This window comes from Pseudomonas sp. GW823-FHT04A03, from assembly GCF_058796615.1.
Window position 1 is genome coordinate 585,386 of the sequence record NZ_JBXAIV010000001.1, and the last position, 18,138, is coordinate 603,523.

Annotated in this window: 13 protein-coding genes; 11 read left to right on the forward strand and 2 right to left on the reverse strand. The window is 57.6% G+C overall.

Features of this window, described 5'->3' with window-relative positions:
* Window positions 1–21: 21 nt before the first annotated feature.
* Window positions 22–717: a pirin family protein gene (locus AC1Q9F_RS02510; protein WP_085683700.1), complete on the reverse strand. Its 696-nt coding sequence runs from the start codon at window positions 715–717 to the stop codon at window positions 22–24.
* Window positions 718–995: 278 nt separating this feature from the next.
* On the opposite strand from AC1Q9F_RS02510, the gene AC1Q9F_RS02515 reads away from it, so the two are divergent.
* The gene (locus AC1Q9F_RS02515; protein ID WP_492619088.1) at window positions 996–3,470 is read left to right on the forward strand and encodes a UvrD-helicase domain-containing protein; all 2,475 of its coding nucleotides are present in this window, start codon (window positions 996–998) and stop codon (window positions 3,468–3,470) included.
* Window positions 3,471–3,526: 56 nt separating this feature from the next.
* On the opposite strand, the gene AC1Q9F_RS02520 is transcribed toward AC1Q9F_RS02515, so the two are convergent.
* The gene (locus AC1Q9F_RS02520) at window positions 3,527–3,799 is read right to left on the reverse strand and encodes a DUF1652 domain-containing protein (protein ID WP_011334086.1); all 273 of its coding nucleotides are present in this window, start codon (window positions 3,797–3,799) and stop codon (window positions 3,527–3,529) included.
* Window positions 3,800–4,063: 264 nt separating this feature from the next.
* Between AC1Q9F_RS02520 and AC1Q9F_RS02525 the strand changes: the two genes are divergently transcribed.
* The 10 genes from AC1Q9F_RS02525 (at window position 4,064) to AC1Q9F_RS02570 (ending at window position 18,055) form a co-directional block, all read left to right on the forward strand.
* Entirely contained in the window at window positions 4,064–4,879 is an 816-nt protein-coding gene (locus AC1Q9F_RS02525) for a helix-turn-helix domain-containing protein (RefSeq protein ID WP_207982676.1), read from the forward strand.
* Window positions 4,880–4,930: 51 nt separating this feature from the next.
* Window positions 4,931–6,337 carry an NAD(P)/FAD-dependent oxidoreductase gene (locus AC1Q9F_RS02530; RefSeq protein ID WP_492619087.1) on the forward strand — a complete coding sequence of 469 codons (1,407 nt, stop codon included), beginning with the start codon at window positions 4,931–4,933 and terminating at the stop codon, window positions 6,335–6,337.
* A 29-nt stretch (window positions 6,338–6,366) separates the two neighbouring features.
* On the forward strand, window positions 6,367–6,711 hold the full coding sequence (locus AC1Q9F_RS02535) for a cupin domain-containing protein (RefSeq protein ID WP_011334089.1): 345 nt from the start codon (window positions 6,367–6,369) through the stop codon (window positions 6,709–6,711).
* A gap of 56 nt (window positions 6,712–6,767) precedes the next feature.
* Window positions 6,768–7,853, forward strand: coding sequence for a polyamine ABC transporter substrate-binding protein (locus tag AC1Q9F_RS02540; RefSeq protein WP_207982678.1), 1,086 nt, complete (start codon window positions 6,768–6,770; stop codon window positions 7,851–7,853).
* A gap of 192 nt (window positions 7,854–8,045) precedes the next feature.
* Window positions 8,046–10,919 carry an HD domain-containing protein gene (locus AC1Q9F_RS02545; RefSeq protein WP_492619086.1) on the forward strand — a complete coding sequence of 958 codons (2,874 nt, stop codon included), beginning with the start codon at window positions 8,046–8,048 and terminating at the stop codon, window positions 10,917–10,919.
* A 469-nt stretch (window positions 10,920–11,388) separates the two neighbouring features.
* On the forward strand, window positions 11,389–12,855 hold the full coding sequence (locus tag AC1Q9F_RS02550) for a serralysin family metalloprotease (protein WP_492619085.1): 1,467 nt from the start codon (window positions 11,389–11,391) through the stop codon (window positions 12,853–12,855).
* Window positions 12,856–12,948: 93 nt separating this feature from the next.
* Window positions 12,949–13,371, forward strand: a complete 423-nt coding sequence (locus AC1Q9F_RS02555; protein ID WP_207986208.1) for an AprI/Inh family metalloprotease inhibitor — start codon at window positions 12,949–12,951, stop codon at window positions 13,369–13,371.
* Between the two features lie 174 nt (window positions 13,372–13,545).
* On the forward strand, window positions 13,546–15,345 hold the full coding sequence (locus AC1Q9F_RS02560; RefSeq protein WP_492619084.1) for a type I secretion system permease/ATPase: 1,800 nt from the start codon (window positions 13,546–13,548) through the stop codon (window positions 15,343–15,345).
* On the forward strand, window positions 15,342–16,691 hold the full coding sequence (locus AC1Q9F_RS02565) for an HlyD family type I secretion periplasmic adaptor subunit (protein WP_179695043.1): 1,350 nt from the start codon (window positions 15,342–15,344) through the stop codon (window positions 16,689–16,691). Before AC1Q9F_RS02560 ends, AC1Q9F_RS02565 begins: the two co-directional genes overlap by 4 nt.
* A 2-nt stretch (window positions 16,692–16,693) precedes the next feature.
* The gene (locus AC1Q9F_RS02570; protein ID WP_492619083.1) at window positions 16,694–18,055 is read left to right on the forward strand and encodes a TolC family outer membrane protein; all 1,362 of its coding nucleotides are present in this window, start codon (window positions 16,694–16,696) and stop codon (window positions 18,053–18,055) included.
* The last annotated feature ends 83 nt before the right edge of the window (window positions 18,056–18,138 follow it).

Here is an 18,138-nt window from a genome sequence, read left to right on the forward strand (position 1 = left end):
TTTGTGCCCGCGATTCGCCGATCAGGCCAGATCCACCAACACGATCTCGCTGTCTTCCAGCGCCGTGACGGTCAACACCTGTTCATCAGCCACCGCCACACCGTCTCGAGCTTGTGCGCGCAAGCCGTTGACTTCAATGACACCCGTAGCCGGAACCAGATAGGCACGACGTCCGGCATCGAGACGGTATTCAGCCGTTTCCCCGGCCTTGATATTGGCCGCCACCAAACGTGCGTCGGCGCGGATGCGCAGGCTTTGATCGTCACCGTCCTTGCCGCTGGCAAGGGTCACGAAACCTTCCCGATCGCCTTTCGGGAACGGTTTGGCGCCCCAGGACGGTGGTGCGCCGGTTTCGGTCGGCAGAATCCAGATCTGGAAGATCTTGGTGTCCGTGGCTTCCAGGTTGTATTCGCTGTGGGCGATCCCGGTGCCGGCGCTCATCACTTGCACGTCCCCAGCCTCGGTGCGGCCCTTGTTGCCCAGGTTGTCCTGGTGGCTGATCGCGCCTTCACGCACGTAAGTGATGATTTCCATGTCCCGGTGCGGGTGAGTAGGGAAACCCGTGCCGGCGGCAATGATGTCGTCGTTCCACACGCGCAGGTTGCCCCAGCTCATGCGTTGCGGATCGTAGTACTCGGCGAACGAAAAATGGTGATGGGCATCCAACCAGCCGTGATGGGCGCCGCCCAGTGAGCTGAAAGGTCTGAGTTCAAGCATGATCGTCTCCTCAAAAGGTTCGTCATGGGGCGCGATGCCTGAGCCACGAAGCGAGACCGGTGATTGATGGCAGGCATCATCTATCAGTCAATCATCGAGAAAAAGCGTAAAAAGTGCGGCATTCCCATCGAATCGATTGATATGAAAAAGGCTCGAAATCGTCTCATCCCACCTTCAGTTCATCGCCTAAACCAATGACCTGTAAGCATTTCGCTAGAACAAAAAAGCAAATGCAGCCACCATAGCCTTCAACAGCCTCACATCCGGAGTCCGTCAGCGTGGCGCAACACACCCCCGATCTTCCTCCCGAACTTCGTCCCCTGGCCGAGATGCCTTGGTTCAAACGCCTGGCGGCGCGTTTCCTTGGCCACGGTCTGACGCAGCTGCGCGCCCAGCACTGGGCTTCGTGGTTGCACGGCCAGGCCGACGGCTTTCGCAGCGGACATACCGCCGGCGTGGATTACGGGTACAAGGAAGGCAAAGCTGACGGGCTGGAAGAGGGCCGTCAGGTCTTGTTGATCCGCGACAGCCGCAATACCGAGCATCGCCCGCCGGGTATCGACAATCATCTGTTCGACGACTGGCGCCTGCCGCTCAGCGCAGAATTGAAGAAGCGCATGAAAGCCGATGTCGCGCGCCTGTTGCCTGCGCACGCCCAGCCAAGCGTGGCGCAATGGAAGATGATTTTCAGCGATACCCCGTCAACCTCGGTGATTGCCGGCGCCGGAGCCGGCAAGTCGACCACGCTGGTGCTGCGGATCCTGTTGCTGACTCACTATCTGGGCTTCGAGCTCGATTCGATGACCGTGGTGACATTCACCCGCGAGTCGCGCAAGGACTTCATCAACAAGCTGATCGAACTGTTCGCGTTGTGGGGCCGGGCACTGAATCAGAAAGACGCGCGGGATCTGGTGCGCACCTTTCACTCGCGGATTTTGCCGATGGTTCGCAGTCTGCCGGGGTTCGAGCGCTTGCAGGCATTCGAAAATCTCAGCCACCGCGCGCAGGGTGCAGATGAAGACGTCGACAGCAATCCGTTCGATCTGCGCATCAACGACGCGCAACGCCAGCAGCTCAATGCTTGTTACCACCGCCTCTACAAAGAAGACCCGCGCTTTGCGCAACTGATCCAGCCGCTGTCCCGCCACGCCTTGCAGCTCAAGGAGCTGGAACGCGATCACCCGGATGTGCAAAAGCGCGTCGCTGTAACGGAGTTGGCGGCTCGCCGCGATGAAGAGCTGTGCGACATGATCGAGGACATGTGGCTCCGCGCCGGCGTCTGGCCGATCAAGGGCATCGAACCGAGCCGCCAGACATTCGAAATCAACGGTGCGTCGTTCCATTGCCACGGCTACATTCCGAGCCTGGACGCCTGGGTGGTATTGGGTTTCGATCCTCGGGAAAACCCGCAGGTCTGCCGTCCCAACGCCAAGCTGACAGTTCGTGCAGAGTGGGCAGTCAAGCGCACACTGTTTCAAGCTTTCTGCCGTAAACCATTGATTTGGCTTGATAGTTACGAATCTTCAAAGCGTCTATTGGCCACGCTGGCAGGCGATGTCAGCGCCGGCCCCGGCTTCGATTACAAGGTCAAGGGTGAGCTGGCGTCCGCGCCTTTGCTCGACTGCTTTGTCGCCGCCGCAGGCTTCATCGAGAACCTGGGCCTGGATGTGCCGGACGCCGTTGGCCGCATGAGTTTCGCCAAGGACGATCCGGACCGGTTTTTCTTCGAAGCCTTGAGCCTGTTCTGGCGCGCGCTGGAAGACCATTTGCTGGATCAGAAGCCGCCGGTCATGACCTATAACCGCATGTTCGCGCTGTTCAGCGAGCATTCGCTGGAAAACTTCAAGCTGCTCAGCGATGAGTTGCTGCGGCCGATGTCGCACCTGATGATCGATGAGTTTCAGGATGTGTCGCCGCAGATCGTCTCGTGGATTCGCGCCAGCCTCTCGGAAATCCGCAGTCGAGACCCGGCCATGCACGTCGGACGAGGCGCGCAGCGATCATCGCTGCTATGCGTAGGCGATGACTGGCAATCGATCTATGGTTGGCGCGGCAGTTCGCCGAGCTACTTCATGGAATTCAACAAGGAATTCCCGTCTCCGAGCACGACGCGGGTGATGCTCAGCGACAACTACCGCAGCCATCAGCACATCATCGACGCGGCAGAACACATCGTCCGGGCAGCGCCGGCGATCCCGGGCAAGAAGGCCAAGGCCAGCGGCGAGGAGAGGCCGTTGCAGCCAGTCAACGTGCTGGAGCGCGACGATCAGGCACTCGGCGAGCGCCTGGCAGAACACTATCGAAAGGGCGACTCAATCCTGATGCTCTATCGAAAGAGCAGCGATAAGTTGTTGATAGAACAGCATATTCAGTCTGTAGTTAATGTGGATTCGAGCTTGCCGTACGAGTCCCGGCGCCTGAAACAACTGACCTATCACAGCGCCAAAGGTCTGCAGGCCGACGCGGTTTTTCTGCTGGGCGATTGCCAGCACCTGACCAGTTCGCCGTACAAGAATCAGGTGTATCGCATGGCCGGACTGGGCAAGGCCGGCGACAGCGAGCCGTATGACAGCGCGCAAAAAGACGAAATCCTGCGCCTGGCCTATGTCGGAATCACTCGCGCAGTCAGCCATTGCTACTGGTATGTCGAGCCGCAAGACACTCAGGCGGTCAACATGCCCCGGGCCTCGGACCGGATTGCCAAAGGTAAACCGTTCTTCGTCGATCATCGTCCGCAAAAGAAAACAGCCTGAATCCAACGCCCATAAAAAGCCCGCACAAAGCGGGCTTTTTATTTTAAATCAGCTAGTTACGCGTAACTCTTGAGAGATTCCGGAGGAATGAAAGCTTCCAGTTCGTCCTCCACGGCTTCGATTATTCGCTCCACATCCGCCGCATTCATCACCGTGGCACAGGGAATGCCGGCGATCGCGATCAGGGTTTCGCCGCTGGCCCGATCGAACAGGCGCGCGACCAGACTGCCCGGCGCATCCATGGTCGCCTCGAAACCCATGGGATGAAAATGCCAGCGCATCAGCTGGCAGGCATTGGGGAACGTGACCTTGCTTGACCCTTTATTCATGTGTTGCCCGCCTTCTTCATCGAGCGCTTCCGTTTGCTCATGGTAGGTGGGAAGAGCCTTCATTGGCCCAACCGGTGATTGCCTTTAAAAGTAGCATCTGGATGTGAAATTCCTGTGAGAATTTTCAGTTCATTTAGCGATTGCGCGGATTTTTTTGATGTAAGTCACGCTCCACGCCAATCGTCGCCAAAGTGCCATCACGGTCGGGTTGTTGATGCAGCGCCAGAAGTTGGGCAAGCTCGGTTCTTTTTCCAAGAGTCCCTTATGCACGCCGATGATGACGGCCCGGAACAGACGCGGGCCACGGCCGAAACGGTCATGCGCTATCACCTGTGCTGGAAACACCGGGACCTGGATGGCGTGATGGCGCTGTACCACCCGGACATCCAGTACAACGATTTCTTCCAGAACCGCGTGCTCGGCCTCGACGAATTGCGTGAGTACGTCCGGGTCAGTATGCCGCGCGAATCCGACGAAGCGCTGGAGCATTGCGACCGCATCCGCATCGACGGCAACACCGCCTTCATTCAATACGAAGTGACATTGCGCGGCGGCAACGGGCTGGTGTCGTTTCGTTCCAGCGAAGCGATCACGGTCAAGGACGGGCAGATCTGGCGGGTCAACGAATATGCGTCGCTGGTGCGCGAGCAGGCCGACAGCCCGACGGCAACCCGCCAGCGTCCAGCGGTGAGTCGCTTGGGTCTGTCGCCGCGCCAGTTGAGTTTCATGGCCGATGACTTGCAGCAGTATTTCCAGCGTCAGCAGCCTTATCTCGATCCTGAGCTCGACTTGCAACGGGTGGCGAAGGAGTGCGGGTACAGCCGTAACCAAATTTCCTACCTGCTGAATCAGGTGCTGGGGCAAAGCTTCTATCGCTACGTCAATCAGGCGCGTCTGCAGCATCTATTGCAGTCGCTGGACAACGCCACGCCGCCGCTGCGCATCGACGAACTGGCTTTCGCCGCCGGCTTCAATTCGCTGTCGGCTTTCTATAGCTGCTTTCGCCAGCACACCGGGCAGTCGCCCAAGGCCTACGCGAAGCAAATTTCTTTGCGGACACGCGCGCAAGACAATCCCTGAGTTCTGCCTCTAGGATCGACGCCATCGAAACCTGGATTGGCGGAGTCTTGCATGCCGGCGTGGCGCACTATCAGTTTGTGGATGGATCAACTCGACGAGCCGCTGACCGCGCGCCCTTCGCTTGCGCAGGACCTGGACGTCGACGTGGCGATCATCGGCGCCGGTTACACGGGGCTGTGGACTGCGTACTACCTGAAACAACAGGCGCCCAACCTGAACATCGCCATCATCGAAGCGCAAACCGCCGGATTCGGCGCGTCGGGTCGCAACGGCGGCTGGTTGATGGGTAATCTGCTGGGCGAGGATCGCCTGCTGGCGGGCCTCTCGCCACAACAACGCCGCGCTTCGTTCGACCTGTTGCACAGCATTCCTGATGAAGTAGAAGTGGTCCTCGAACGCGAAGGCATCGACTGCGATTACCGCAAAGGCGGGGTGCTGTACTGCGCCGCGCGCTATCCCGAGCAGGAAGCCAGTCTTCGCGACTACCTGAAGAAACTCCACGCTCAGGGCCTGACCGACGACGATTACCGCTGGCTCAGCCCCGAACAACTGGCGCAGCAGATTCGCATCGCCAAACCTTACGGCGGCATCTTCGCCCCGCATGTAGCGACCATTCACCCGGCGAAACTGGTGCGCGGCCTGGCGCGAACCGTTGAAAGCATGGGGGTGAAGATCTACGAAAACAGCCCGGTGACCCATTGGCAGGCCGGCAGCCTGCGTACCGACAAGGCCAGCGTGCGCAGCCGCTGGATCGTCCCGGCCATCGAAGGCTATTCCGTCACGCTGCCACCGCTGGGCCGTTATCAATTACCGGTGCAGAGCTTGATCGTCGCCACCGAGCCGTTGCCTGCCGCGACCTGGGACGCAATCGGCCTCAGTCGAGGCCAAGCTTTCAGCGAATTCAGCCGTCAGGTCACCTACGGCCAGCGCAGCGCCGACAACCGGCTGATCTTCGGCGCCCGTGGCGGTTATCAGTTCGCCGGCAAGTTGCGCCACAACTTCGACCTGACCCGTGATGAAGTCGAGCTGCGCCGCTACCTGTTCGGCGAACTGTTCCCGCAACTGAAAAACGTCCAGATCACCCACGCCTGGGGCGGCAACCTCGGCATGTCCCGGCATTTCAAGCCGCACATGCTCTGTGACCGGGCCAACGGCATCGCGCTGTCCGGCGGCTATGGCGGGGAGGGTGTCGGCGCTTCCAACCTGGGCGGGCGGACGCTTGCGGATCTGATTCTCGAGCGCGACACCGAGCTGACGCATCAGCCGTGGGTGCTGCCCGACGGCGGGATCCACGCACTGCGGGCCTGGGAGCCGGAGCCATGCCGCTGGCTCGGCTACAACGCGATCATCAAAAGCTTCGTCCACGAAGACCAGACCCTGGCCAACCCGGCGACCGCGCCCTGGCGGCGCAAGCTTGCCAGCCAGGTGGCCGGGTTCATGGAAGGTTTCATGCACTAAACGTTGTTTACTACGAGACAGGTAACGCCATGAGCATCACCCAATTCAAAAACACCGCCACGTTGCAACTGGATGAGTCCAACCCGGTGGCCGTGCCGCTCGGCACGCCGGTGGCGATTGCCTCGACCACCAGCGTCGAGCGCGACGACGGCGTCGAAACCGGCGTCTGGGAATGCACTCCCGGTCGCTGGCGCCGGCAGATCACCGCTCAAGAGTTCTGCCATTTCATTTCCGGTCGCTGCACGTTCACCCCGGACGACGGCGGCGAAACCCTGCACATACAAGGTGGCGACGCACTGATGTTGCCGGCCAACACGCTCGGGATCTGGGACATCGAAGAAACCGTGCGCAAGACCTATGTCCTGATTTTTTGACGTTTTGATCCTTTTGATTGCCTGCCAACAACAATAGCCAATACAGGAATCGATCCATGATCCGAAAGACCCTCGCGCTCGCACCCTTGATGCTCGCCGCTTCCCTCGCTCAGGCTGCGGATACGGTCAAGGTTTACAACTGGTCCGACTACATCGCGCCGGACACCGCCAAGAACTTCGAAAAGGCCAGCGGCATCGGCGTCACCTATGACGTCTACGACAGCAACGAAACCCTCGACGGCAAGCTGATGACCGGTAAATCCGGTTACGACGTGGTGTTTCCGTCCAACCACTTCATGGCGCGGCAGATCGAGGGCGGGGCCCTGAAGAAGCTCGACAAGAGCCAGTTGCCGAACTGGAAGAACCTCAACCCGGTCTTGCTCAAGGCCTTGCAGACCAACGATCCGGGCAACGAACACGGCTTTCCGTACCTGTGGGGCAGCACCGGCATCGGCTACAACGTCGCGAAGGTCAAGGCCGTACTGGGTGACAACGCGCCGGTGGACTCCTGGGACCTGATCTTCAAACCCGAATACATGGAAAAACTGCAGAAGTGCGGCGTGGCGATCCTCGACAACGGTCCCGAATTGCTGCCGGCGGCGCTCAACTACCTGGGTTTACCGCATCACAGCAAGAACCCCGAGGACTACAAGAAAGCTGAAGCGCTGCTGATGAAAGTGCGGCCGTACGTCAGCTATTTCCATTCCTCGAAGTACACCAGCGACTTGGCCAATGGTGATATTTGCGTGGCTGTCGGTTTCTCCGGCGACATCCTGCAAGCGGAAAACCGCGCCAAGGAAGCGAAAAACGGCATCGAAATCGGCTACGAGATTCCCAAGGAAGGCGCCGCGATCTGGTTCGACATGGTCGCCATGCCCGCTGATGCGCCGGACGAGAAGGCCGGCTACGCGTTCATGAACTATCTGCTGCAGCCCGACGTGATGGCCGGCATCAGCAACTACGTGCACTACGCCAATGGCAACGAACAGGCCGATCGCCTGATCGATCCGGCGATCAAGAACGACACCAAGGTTTATCCGAGCCCGGAAATGATGGGCAAGCTGTTCGCACTGGAAGCGATGCCGTTGAACATCGACCGGATCCGCACGCGGGTGTGGAACAAGATTCGTACCGGCAGCTGATTCTTCGCGATTGATTCCTGAATAGCCGACTTTTTTGTCGGCTATCTATTTTTGGGCAGTGCGAGGACCGGCACGACGCGCTAGAAGCAGGCAGAGTGCCATCTTTTTCTTGTTGGTCGTGACTCGTGTTGGGTATCCTCGCTGCAATTTTTGGATCCCACTGAAATCAACGACATAAGGACATGCCCGCAGATGGCCGCCCGTTTAATCAAGCACTTGGAAGAAAAAGCCAAAACGCATAGCCACATCGAATTGTTAAAAGCTCAGTGGACCTTCGATCAAGAGCTGATTCCCAAAGCGCTCCAAAACGTGGGCATGATCTTTCCACATTACAGCCGACATGATGCTTCGCACTCTCGGCAAATCCTAGTCAATATCGAACGCCTGCTCGGCGACTCCATTGAAAAGCTGACGGCAACTGACACATGGCTGATACTGGAAAGTGCTTATTGGCACGATATCGGCATGCTGGTCAGTTCGGACGAGATAACAAGAGATGTTGAAAGCAAAGAGTTCAAAGCCTACGTTCGACGAATTTCCGAAAGTAACGGCCATGAGCTCAAAACGTTTGCCTGTGGTTACGTTTCGAGCTCTCGCAACAACTGCTTTTCAGGTGCGGAACACCCTCAGGACGCAGTAGAAAAATTCCGCCAACTCCTTGCCGGCTGGTACAGGCAGCGGCATGCTCAGCGCTCCGAGCAGATCGTTGACGATCCTTGGCGCGAGGCGGGCATAAGCTCTCCTCGCAACGAACTTTTGCCGAAGAGGCTATTCCGCATTCTTGGCAGCGTGTGCAAGTTACATGGGGCCGGTTTCAAAGATGTAATGGAGCAACTCAGTTTTTGTGAAGCGGGAATGGGCAATGAAGATTGTCACCCAAGATTCGTAGCCTGCTTATTGCGTCTTGGAGACTTGCTGGATCTGGATGACAATCGATTCTGTCCCGTGATGCAACGTGTTGCCGGTGCTCTTCCGCCCTCGAGTCAGGCACACGTTCACAAACATGCGTCAATCCGGCACTTTAGACTGGATCGTGATCGAATTGAGGTTTCTGCAGTTTGTGATTCGACAGATGGTTATGTTGAAACAGATCAATGGTTTCGCTGGCTGGAACAAGAAGTTCAGCAACAGATGTCACGCTGGAATGATATTGTTCCAGAACGAGAGTTTGGACTTCTACCAACACTTGGTGAACTCAAAGTCGATTTGAATGGCCCCAATATTGTTCTTGCACAAGGTCAACGACCGCAATTTGGCGTTGATCCGCTGAAAGCGCTGGAGCTTTTGCAAGGGGCAGGACTTTATTCAAACAAGTTTGATAGCGTTCGCGAGCTTTTGCAAAATGCAATTGACGCAACCCTGATATATGTCTGGCACCGTCATGGCGGCGATGATAATAGATCCGAGTGGGATTCCCCTGAGTCGGAAACGGTTCGAAAAGTACTTGAGCAGTACCCGGTGCAATTTTCACTCAACAGAACCTCAGCCACTACCCTGACTGAGGAGGCGTGCTGGGAGTTGACAATTAAAGATAGTGGAATAGGTATCTCGCGCAATGACTTAAATTACATTCTGAAAGTCGGCGGCTCTTATCAGAACAGCTTGAAGCGAGAAATCATTTCCGATATGCCTGAATGGATGAGGCCTTCGGGAGCATTTGGTATCGGCTTGCAAAGTGCATTTCTGATTTCCCCCGAAATTCGATTTGTCACGAAAAGTGCGCTGACATCCGAGTCACTTGATATTCGAATGACTTCCCCCCTGGGAGACGAATTGGGACTTTCGCAAATCAAGCTCAATCCAAATAGTTCCGGACAGGGAAATGGAACCACACTTAGCCTTAAGTTGGTGATGGATGCGATTACTCGAGTTTATGGTTATCGAAAGGATTCTCTCCAGGAGTTTTCGCTTGGTGAGTTCGATCCGGTCAGACACCGCGACTTCCCATTTGACGCTCACTTCCTTGCGCAGCAAGCCTTTTCAAGTGTGGAAGGATCTCTCGTGCCGGTTAGTGTTTCGATTGATGATGTACTTCTTGCCAAGACTTCGCCAGCCAGCAGGAGGACCAGTTACGACAAAGAGAATCACATCGAACTGGATTTGAAATTTTCACGACGTGAGCGAGCCTCAACAATAAGATTTCGAGGGCAACAATTAAAGAAGGCAAATATCAGGTTTAGCTTCGTTAGTGTTAATGCGAACTTCCTTGGTGGTGATGCTCAAAGCATGTTGACTATCAATCGAGAAGGCATACGGGCAGAGGCGAGACGGGCCGTAAATAAAAGCTTAAGGGATGCCGTCGGTAATTATGTCAAAGTTTTTGAGCCTGTCACTGAGGCTGACAAAATGGGGGTCTCTGCTTATGCGTACACTAACCAAATACCGTGCCATCACTCTATCAGCGATTATTGGAAAAAAATAAAAGTTTCTGAAAATATGCTTTCGATGGAGGATATATTTAAACTGGATCGATACGCCATCCAATTCAAGGATGCAATGTATAGATTTAAAGGTGATCCCGACGAGCTCGCGGATATACCGATTGATAGTGACTCCATAATGATTCTTTCGGGGCATGCATATTCTGCTGAAATGAGGCTCTTGATTGAAGAATGGATTAAGTCGGGAAGGTACTTGCAAGAAGATTATCTTGGTGGCAATCAAGTTGTGTACCGATTTGAGACAATGAAATGCGATGCATTGACACCCGCTCGCCTGGCAAACAAACTCGCTGGTACAAGGGTATCTTCGAGAGTTATCTCGCCAGTTTTTCATGGGTATGAAGAGCTCGTCATATCGGATGAAGTGGATATGTCGATGTTTCACAACATTTCGCCCTCCCGTTATCGAAATGATGTGATAGTAATGCCATTTTACTTTGGCGAACACGTTACGCTCGAAGGTTTTGATGAGCTTTGCGTTTGGGTACGGGATCACGCTAAAACTCAAGGTATCAATATCCAGCGTATTCGGGAGCTGTACGAAAAATTAATAATATGGATTGATAGTGATGTCATGCGCAATGAGCCTGAATGGCGGCGCGATCAAGTAGCCGTGACTGACTAAGTGTTCAACGTGGAGGGCCTGCGACTTTAGCTTGCGTTCTTCGTTGTTCGACTACGTTTCACCAGTGCAGAATTTCTCATGATCGACGACAGGATGAGCGTAACAGCGATTGTCCTGTCGTATCAGCCAAATACTCCGGCCACCGGAATGGTGGCTTGGTGATTGCACTTCTGTCAGAAACTGCGACGCTTTCGACATAATCGAACTTACCCTTATTTAATATTTAAATCTCAAATCGTCAGACAAATTGACTGACTGTGTACTTTTTATTCGCTTTAACTCCTTCCTCGCCAATGTTTACGGGCACTTGCTCGCGCCCTTCAAACTGACCTCAAAAAATCGCTAGACGACAGATTTCAAATTGTGTCAGGTTTCTTACGCCTTCATTGGGCGAGTGATAGGACAATCTCGCCAGAGGTTGTCGCTATCGGACAAAAACTGTTCCATTGCTAAACAAGGAAGTGTGTTTATGTCGAAAGTAAAAGCTAACGCTATTGATACCGCCGAACAGGCTTTCCTGCTGGGCGCATCGCCGGATCCACTGGCGGCAACCAGCACGGCGTATAACCAGATCAATAGCTTCAGCCATCAGTACGATCGTGGCGGCAACCTCACGGTCAATGGCAAACCCTCCTTTTCCGTCGACCAGGCCGCAACCCAGTTGCTGCGCGACGGCGCTGCCTACCAGGACAAGGACGGCAGCGGCAAGATCGAACTCACCTACACGTTCCTGACTTCGGCATCGTCCAGCACGATGAACAAGCACGGGATCACCGGGTTCAGTCAGTTCAGTAGTCAACAAAAAGCCCAGGCCGCGCTCGCCATGCAATCCTGGGCCGACGTGGCCAACGTCACCTTCACCGAGAAAGCCACCGGCGGTGACGGCCACATGACATTCGCCAACTACAGCGGTGGCGTGGACGGCGCAGCAGCGTTCGCCTACCTGCCGGGTACCGGTCCGGGTTACGACGGTACTTCGTGGTACTTGATCAACAGCGGTTACACGCAGAACAAGACCCCGGATCTGAACAACTACGGTCGTCAGACCCTGACCCACGAAATCGGCCACACCCTTGGCCTGGCGCACCCGGGCGACTACAACGCCGGCAACGGCAACCCGACCTACAACGACGCGACCTACGGGCAAGACACCCGCGGCTACAGCGTCATGAGCTACTGGAGCGAAAGCAACACCAGCCAGAACTTCAGCAAGGGCGGCGTGGAAGCCTATTCCTCCGGCCCGCTGATGGATGACATCGCAGCGATCCAGAAGCTCTACGGTGCCAACCTGACCATCCGTACCGGTGACACCACCTACGGCTTCAACTCCAACGCCGGTCGCGATTTCCTCAGCGCCTCGTCGTCGGCCGACAAGCTGGTGTTCTCGGTGTGGGATGCGGGCGGCAAGGACACCTTCGACTTCTCGGGTTTCACCCAGAACCAGAAGATCAACCTCAATGAAGCCTCGTTCTCCGACGTTGGCGGCCTGGTGGGCAACGTGTCCATCGCCAAGGGCGTCACCATCGAGAACGCGATCGGCGGTTCAGGCAACGATCTGCTGATCGGCAACAGCGCGGCCAACGAGCTCAAGGGCGGTGCCGGCAACGACATCATCTGGGGCGGCGGCGGTGCCGACAAGCTGTGGGGCGGCGCAGGTTCGGACACCTTTGTGTTCGCGGCCAGCTCTGACTCCAAGCCGGGTGCGATCGATCAGATCCTCGATTTCGTCAGCGGTCTGGACAAAATCGACCTGACCGGTATCACCAAGGGCGCCGGTCTGCACTTCGTCAGCGCCTTCACCGGCGCGACGGGTGATGCGGTTCTGACGTCCTCGGGCGGCAACAGCCTGCTGTCGGTGGACTTCTCCGGGCACGGCGTGGCTGATTTCCAGGTCAGCACCGTTGGCCAGGCAGCCACCAGCGACATCGTGGCGTGATGTGACAAGGGAAAGCGGCGCGTGATGCGCCGCTTTCTTCGCTTGCTTCGTCTCGCTACGTGCGCAAGGCTACACGCCGGAGTGAAATTTCCTATGATTCAAAACCTCTTTTCCCGCATGGCAGTCACCTGTTTCATGCCGATGTTGATGATGATTTCTGGAGAAACATCCATGGCAAGCAGCCTCAGACTCGAAGATCCATCGGTATTCGCCGGGCACTGGCAGGCGACGCTGACCGCCGCCCATGACGCTCCCGAAGCGCAGGCACTGCAAGACAAACCGTCCAATACCTGCGTAATCGACCTTGAGCCGAACCAGACGCTGGGCCAGGGCGCCGATTGCCTGAGCGCCTGGCTGCAAGAAAACGCCATCGGCTGGTTTCCCGATCCGGACGGTCTGTCCATCACCGGCAAAGAAGGCTCAAGAATCAGTTTCTTCGGCCGACAACATGACGGGCTTTATTCGAGCACCTTGAAGTCGGGTCTGATTGTGACGCTCAAACGTATCGAGCAATAACGCTGCCGGTAATGAAAGAAGCGAATATAAAGAAGTGCCCGACAGTTATAAGTCTTCGAAGAAGTTGTTGTGAAAGTGTAAGCGGGTACTTGCAAGTCATCTCTCGCAGGTAAGCGAAATAACAATTGAGCGCTCGTCACTATTGGGCGGGTTCAATCATTTCAGGAAGAATCAATGAAGATGGCGAAGGCCCCAGCCACCGCTCCCTTATTCAAGGCCTTGGGTGACTATAAAAGCATTCTGATCAGCGTCGGATGTTTTACCGCACTGATAAACGTGCTGATGCTGGTGCCCTCCATATATATGCTCCAGGTCTATGACCGGGTGCTCTCTTCGCAGAACGAAACCACCCTGGCGATGCTGTCGCTGATGGTCGTCGGTTTCTTCGCCTTCATTGGTCTGCTGGAAGTGGTGCGCAGTTTCATCGTGATCCGTATCGGCAGCCAGCTCGAGCGCCGTTTCAATCTGCGGGTCTATCAGGCGGCGTTCGAACGCAATCTGTTCAAGGGCGAGGGCAACGCCGGGCAGTCTCTGGGCGACCTGACCCACATTCGCCAGTTCGTCACCGGGCCTGCGCTGTTCGCGTTCTTCGATGCGCCGTGGTTCCCGGTCTATCTGTTCGTGATTTACCTGTTCAACGTCTGGCTTGGCGTACTGGCCACGGCGGGGGCGCTGCTGCTGATTGCGCTGGCGTGTCTGAACGAATACATAACCAAAAAGCCGCTGGGCGAAGCTGCCGGTTACTCGCAGAAATCCAGCCAGTTGGCCACCAGTCATCTGCACAACGCTGAAACCATTCAAGCCATGGGCATGCTAGGTGCCTTGCGCAAGCGTTGGTTCCAGGTGCACTCGCGCTTCCTCGGTCTGCAGAATCAGGCCAGCGACACCGGCGCGGTCATCAGCTCGCTGAGCAAGACCCTGCGCCTGTGCCTGCAATCGCTGGTGCTGGGCCTTGGCGCACTGCTGGTGATCAAGGGCGACATGACCGCCGGGATGATGATCGCCGGTTCCATCCTGATGGGCCGGGTGCTGAGCCCGATCGACCAGTTGATTGCCGTGTGGAAGCAGTGGAGCGGGGCGAAGCTGGCTTACCGTCGCCTCGATGCGTTGCTGCAAGCCTTCCCGCCGAGCGATGACGCCATGGCGCTGCCGGCGCCGAAAGGCCAGATCACCTTCGAACAAGTCAGCGCCGGCCCACCGGGTCGGCGTACCGCGACCCTGCACATGGTCAATTTCAACCTGGCGGCCGGTGAAGTGCTGGGCGTGCTCGGTGCTTCCGGCTCCGGCAAGTCGACTCTGGCGCGGGTGCTGGTCGGCGTATGGCCGGCCCTTGGCGGCACGGTGCGTCTGGACTGCGCCGATATTCACCGCTGGAACCGCGATCAGCTCGGCCCTTACATCGGCTATCTGCCGCAGGACATCGAGCTGTTCAGCGGCAGCATCGCCGAGAACATCGCCCGCTTCAGCGAAGCCGATCCGCAAAAGATTGTGGCCGCCGCGCAACAGGCCGGCGTGCACGAACTGATCCTGCGTATGCCGCAAGGCTACGACACCCAACTGGGCGAGGACGGCAGCGGTTTGTCCGGCGGCCAGAAACAGCGCGTGGCACTGGCCCGTGCGTTGTACGGCAACCCGAGCCTGGTGGTGCTGGACGAGCCGAATTCCAACCTCGATACCGTCGGCGAAGCCGCGTTGTCCAGCGCGATTGTGCAGCTCAAGGCCCAGGGCACTACCGTCGTGCTGGTGACCCACCGTTCTTCGGTGCTGGCCCAGGCCGACAAGCTGCTGGTGCTCAACGACGGTCGCCTGCAAGCCTTCGGCCCGAGCCACGATGTGCTCAAGGCGCTGTCCGCAAACCAGCCCGGCAATCAGCCCGGCAACCCGTCACAACAAAATGAAAAACCTGCGCAAGCACCGGCCGGGCTCAGCATGAGCCGACAGTATCAGCCGACGACAAGGAATTCGGGTGTATGAGCAGCGCGAGCATGAACACGCAAAACGAAGCGACGATGGAACACGCGTACATCACCGAACGCCCGGAGCGCGATGCGAAGTTTTTCGCCCGCATGGGCTGGATTCTGGCGCTGGTCGGCGCTGGCAGTTTCTTCACCTGGGCCGCATTGGCGCCGCTGGATCAAGGTATTCCGGTGCAGGGCACCGTGGTGGTGTCGGGTAAGCGCAAGGCCGTGCAGTCGATGAGCAGCGGCGTAGTCAGCCGGATTCTGGTGCGCGAAGGCGAGATCGTGAAGCAGGGCCAGCCGCTGTTCCGTCTCGACCAGACCCAGGTTGCCGCCGACGTACAGTCGCTGCAGGCGCAATACCGCATGGCCTGGGCCAGCCTCGCACGTTGGCAGGCCGAGCGTGACAACCTCAAGCAAGTCACCTTCCCGGCAGAACTGAGTGACAACGCCGATCCGCGCCTGGCGCTGGTGCTGGAAGGCCAGCGGCAATTGTTCAGCAGCCGCCGCGAAGCGTTCTCACGCGAGCAAGCCGCACTGCGCGCCAGTATCGAAGGCGCCACTTCGCAACTGGCGGGCATGCGCCGCGCGCGTTCCGACCTCAACGCGCAGGCTGACTCGCTGCAACAGCAGTTGAGCAACCTGCAACCGCTGGCCGACAACGGCTACATCCCGCGTAACCGCTTGATGGAATACCAGCGTCAGCTGTCGCAGGTACAGCAGCAACTGGCCGAGAACACCGGCGAAAGTGGCCGGGTGGAGCAGGGCATTCTCGAGTCGCGCCTGAAGCTGCAACAGCACGGCGAGGAATACCAGAAGGAAGTCCGCACCCAGCTGGCCGACGCGCAACTGAAAAGCGTCACGCTGTCGGAGCAACTGACTTCCGCCGGTTTCGATCTGCAGCACAGCGAAATCCTCGCCACCGCCGACGGCGTGGCAGTCAACCTCGGCGTGCACACCGAAGGCGCCGTGGTGCGTCAGGGCGAAACCCTGCTGGAAATCGTCCCGCAGGGCACGCGCCTGGAAGTCGAAGGGCACCTGCCGATCAACCTGATCGACAAGGTCGGCACGCACTTGCCGGTCGACATCCTGTTCACCGCGTTCAACCAGAGCAAGACGCCACGGGTGCCCGGCGAAGTCAGCCTGATTTCCGCCGACCAGATGGTCGACGAGAAAACCGGTGTGCCGTACTACGTGTTGCGCAGCAGCGTCAGCGATCAGGCCATGGAAAAACTCAATGGCCTGGTAATCAAGCCCGGCATGCCGGCGGAAATGTTCGTGCGCACTGGCGAACGTTCACTCCTCAACTACCTGTTCAAGCCGCTGCTCGACCGCGCCGGTTCCGCGTTGACCGAAGAATAAGGATGTTCGGCAGTATGAATAAGCTTTCCATGCTGGCGGCAGCGTTCGCGCTGCTCGCGGGCAATAGTGCAGTGGCGGCCATGGGGCCGTTCGAGATTTACGAACAGGCGTTGCGCAATGACCCGGTGTTCCTCGGCGCGATCAAGGAGCGCGACGCAGGCCTTGAAAACCGCGCTATCGGCCGCGCCGGCCTGTTGCCAAAACTGGGTTACAACTACAACAAGGGCCGCAACTCGTCGAAGGCCACGTCTCTCGACGAACGCGCGCGCAATCGCACCGATGATCGCAACTACAGCAGCTACGGCTCTAGCCTGACCCTGCAACAACCGTTGCTCGACTACGAAGCCTACGCGGCGTATCGCAAGGGCGTGGCCCAGTCGCTGTTTGCCGACGAGAACTTTCGCGGCAAGAGCCAGGAGCTTCTGGTTCGAGTACTGGATAACTACACCAAGGCTTTGTTTGCCCAGGATCAGATCGACATCGCGCAGGCCAAGAAGAAGGCGTACGAGCAGCAGTTCCAGCAGAACGAGCACATGTTCAAGCAGGGCGAGGGTACCCGCACGGACATCCTCGAAGCCGAGTCGCGTTACGAACTGGCGACCGCCGAGGAAATCGAGGCCCGCGACGAGCAGGACGCCGCGCTACGGGAGTTGGGCGCATTGGTAGGCGTGCCGGCGATGGACATCAGTGATCTGGCACCGCTGGATCAGAACTTCCAGACATTCGCCTTGATGCCGGCCAACTACGACACCTGGCACGAGCTGGCGGTCAGCAACAACCCGAACCTCGCGTCCCAGCGTCAGGCGGTGGAAGTGGCGCGGTACGAAGTCGAGCGCAATCGCGCCGGGCATCTGCCGAAAGTCAGCGCTTACGCCACGATGCGCCAGAACGAATCGGAAAGCGGCAACACCTACAACCAGCGTTACGAAACCAACACCATCGGTTTCGAAGTCAGCGTGCCGTTGTATGCCGGCGGCGGCGTGTCAGCCTCGACCCGTCAGGCCAGCCGCACCATGGAACAGGCCGAATACGAACTGGACGGCAAGACCCGCGAGACGCTGATCGAATTGCGTCGGCAGTTCAGCGCCTGCCTGTCCGGGGTCAACAAGCTGCGCGCCTATCAAAAGGCCCTGACCTCGGCCGAAGCGCTGGTGGTGTCGACCAAGAAAAGCATTCTCGGTGGCGAGCGCACCAACCTCGACGCACTGAACGCCGAACAACAACTATTTACCACCCGCCGCGACCTGGCCCAGGCACGCTATGACTACCTCATGGCGTGGACCAAATTGCATTATTACGCGGGCACCTTGAGCGAACAGGATCTGGCGCGGGTGGATGAGGCGTTTGGTGTGGCTCGACGTTGATGTGCATGGCTTCAGACCGGCCCTCACCCTTGGGGTGAGGGGAAGGGGCAACACCGCAGAATCAACCTGCATAAAACAATAAA

Coding starts and splice junctions, on each gene's coding strand:
- AC1Q9F_RS02510 (WP_085683700.1), bottom strand. CDS start 717: ATGCTTGAACTCAGACCTTTCAGCTCACTGGGCGGCGCCCATCACGGC.
- AC1Q9F_RS02520 (WP_011334086.1), bottom strand. CDS start 3,799: ATGAATAAAGGGTCAAGCAAGGTCACGTTCCCCAATGCCTGCCAGCTG.
- AC1Q9F_RS02525 (WP_207982676.1), top strand. CDS start 4,064: ATGCACGCCGATGATGACGGCCCGGAACAGACGCGGGCCACGGCCGAA.
- AC1Q9F_RS02530 (WP_492619087.1), top strand. CDS start 4,931: ATGCCGGCGTGGCGCACTATCAGTTTGTGGATGGATCAACTCGACGAG.
- AC1Q9F_RS02535 (WP_011334089.1), top strand. CDS start 6,367: ATGAGCATCACCCAATTCAAAAACACCGCCACGTTGCAACTGGATGAG.
- AC1Q9F_RS02540 (WP_207982678.1), top strand. CDS start 6,768: ATGATCCGAAAGACCCTCGCGCTCGCACCCTTGATGCTCGCCGCTTCC.
- AC1Q9F_RS02545 (WP_492619086.1), top strand. CDS start 8,046: ATGGCCGCCCGTTTAATCAAGCACTTGGAAGAAAAAGCCAAAACGCAT.
- AC1Q9F_RS02550 (WP_492619085.1), top strand. CDS start 11,389: ATGTCGAAAGTAAAAGCTAACGCTATTGATACCGCCGAACAGGCTTTC.
- AC1Q9F_RS02555 (WP_207986208.1), top strand. CDS start 12,949: ATGATTCAAAACCTCTTTTCCCGCATGGCAGTCACCTGTTTCATGCCG.
- AC1Q9F_RS02560 (WP_492619084.1), top strand. CDS start 13,546: ATGAAGATGGCGAAGGCCCCAGCCACCGCTCCCTTATTCAAGGCCTTG.
- AC1Q9F_RS02565 (WP_179695043.1), top strand. CDS start 15,342: ATGAGCAGCGCGAGCATGAACACGCAAAACGAAGCGACGATGGAACAC.
- AC1Q9F_RS02570 (WP_492619083.1), top strand. CDS start 16,694: ATGTTCGGCAGTATGAATAAGCTTTCCATGCTGGCGGCAGCGTTCGCG.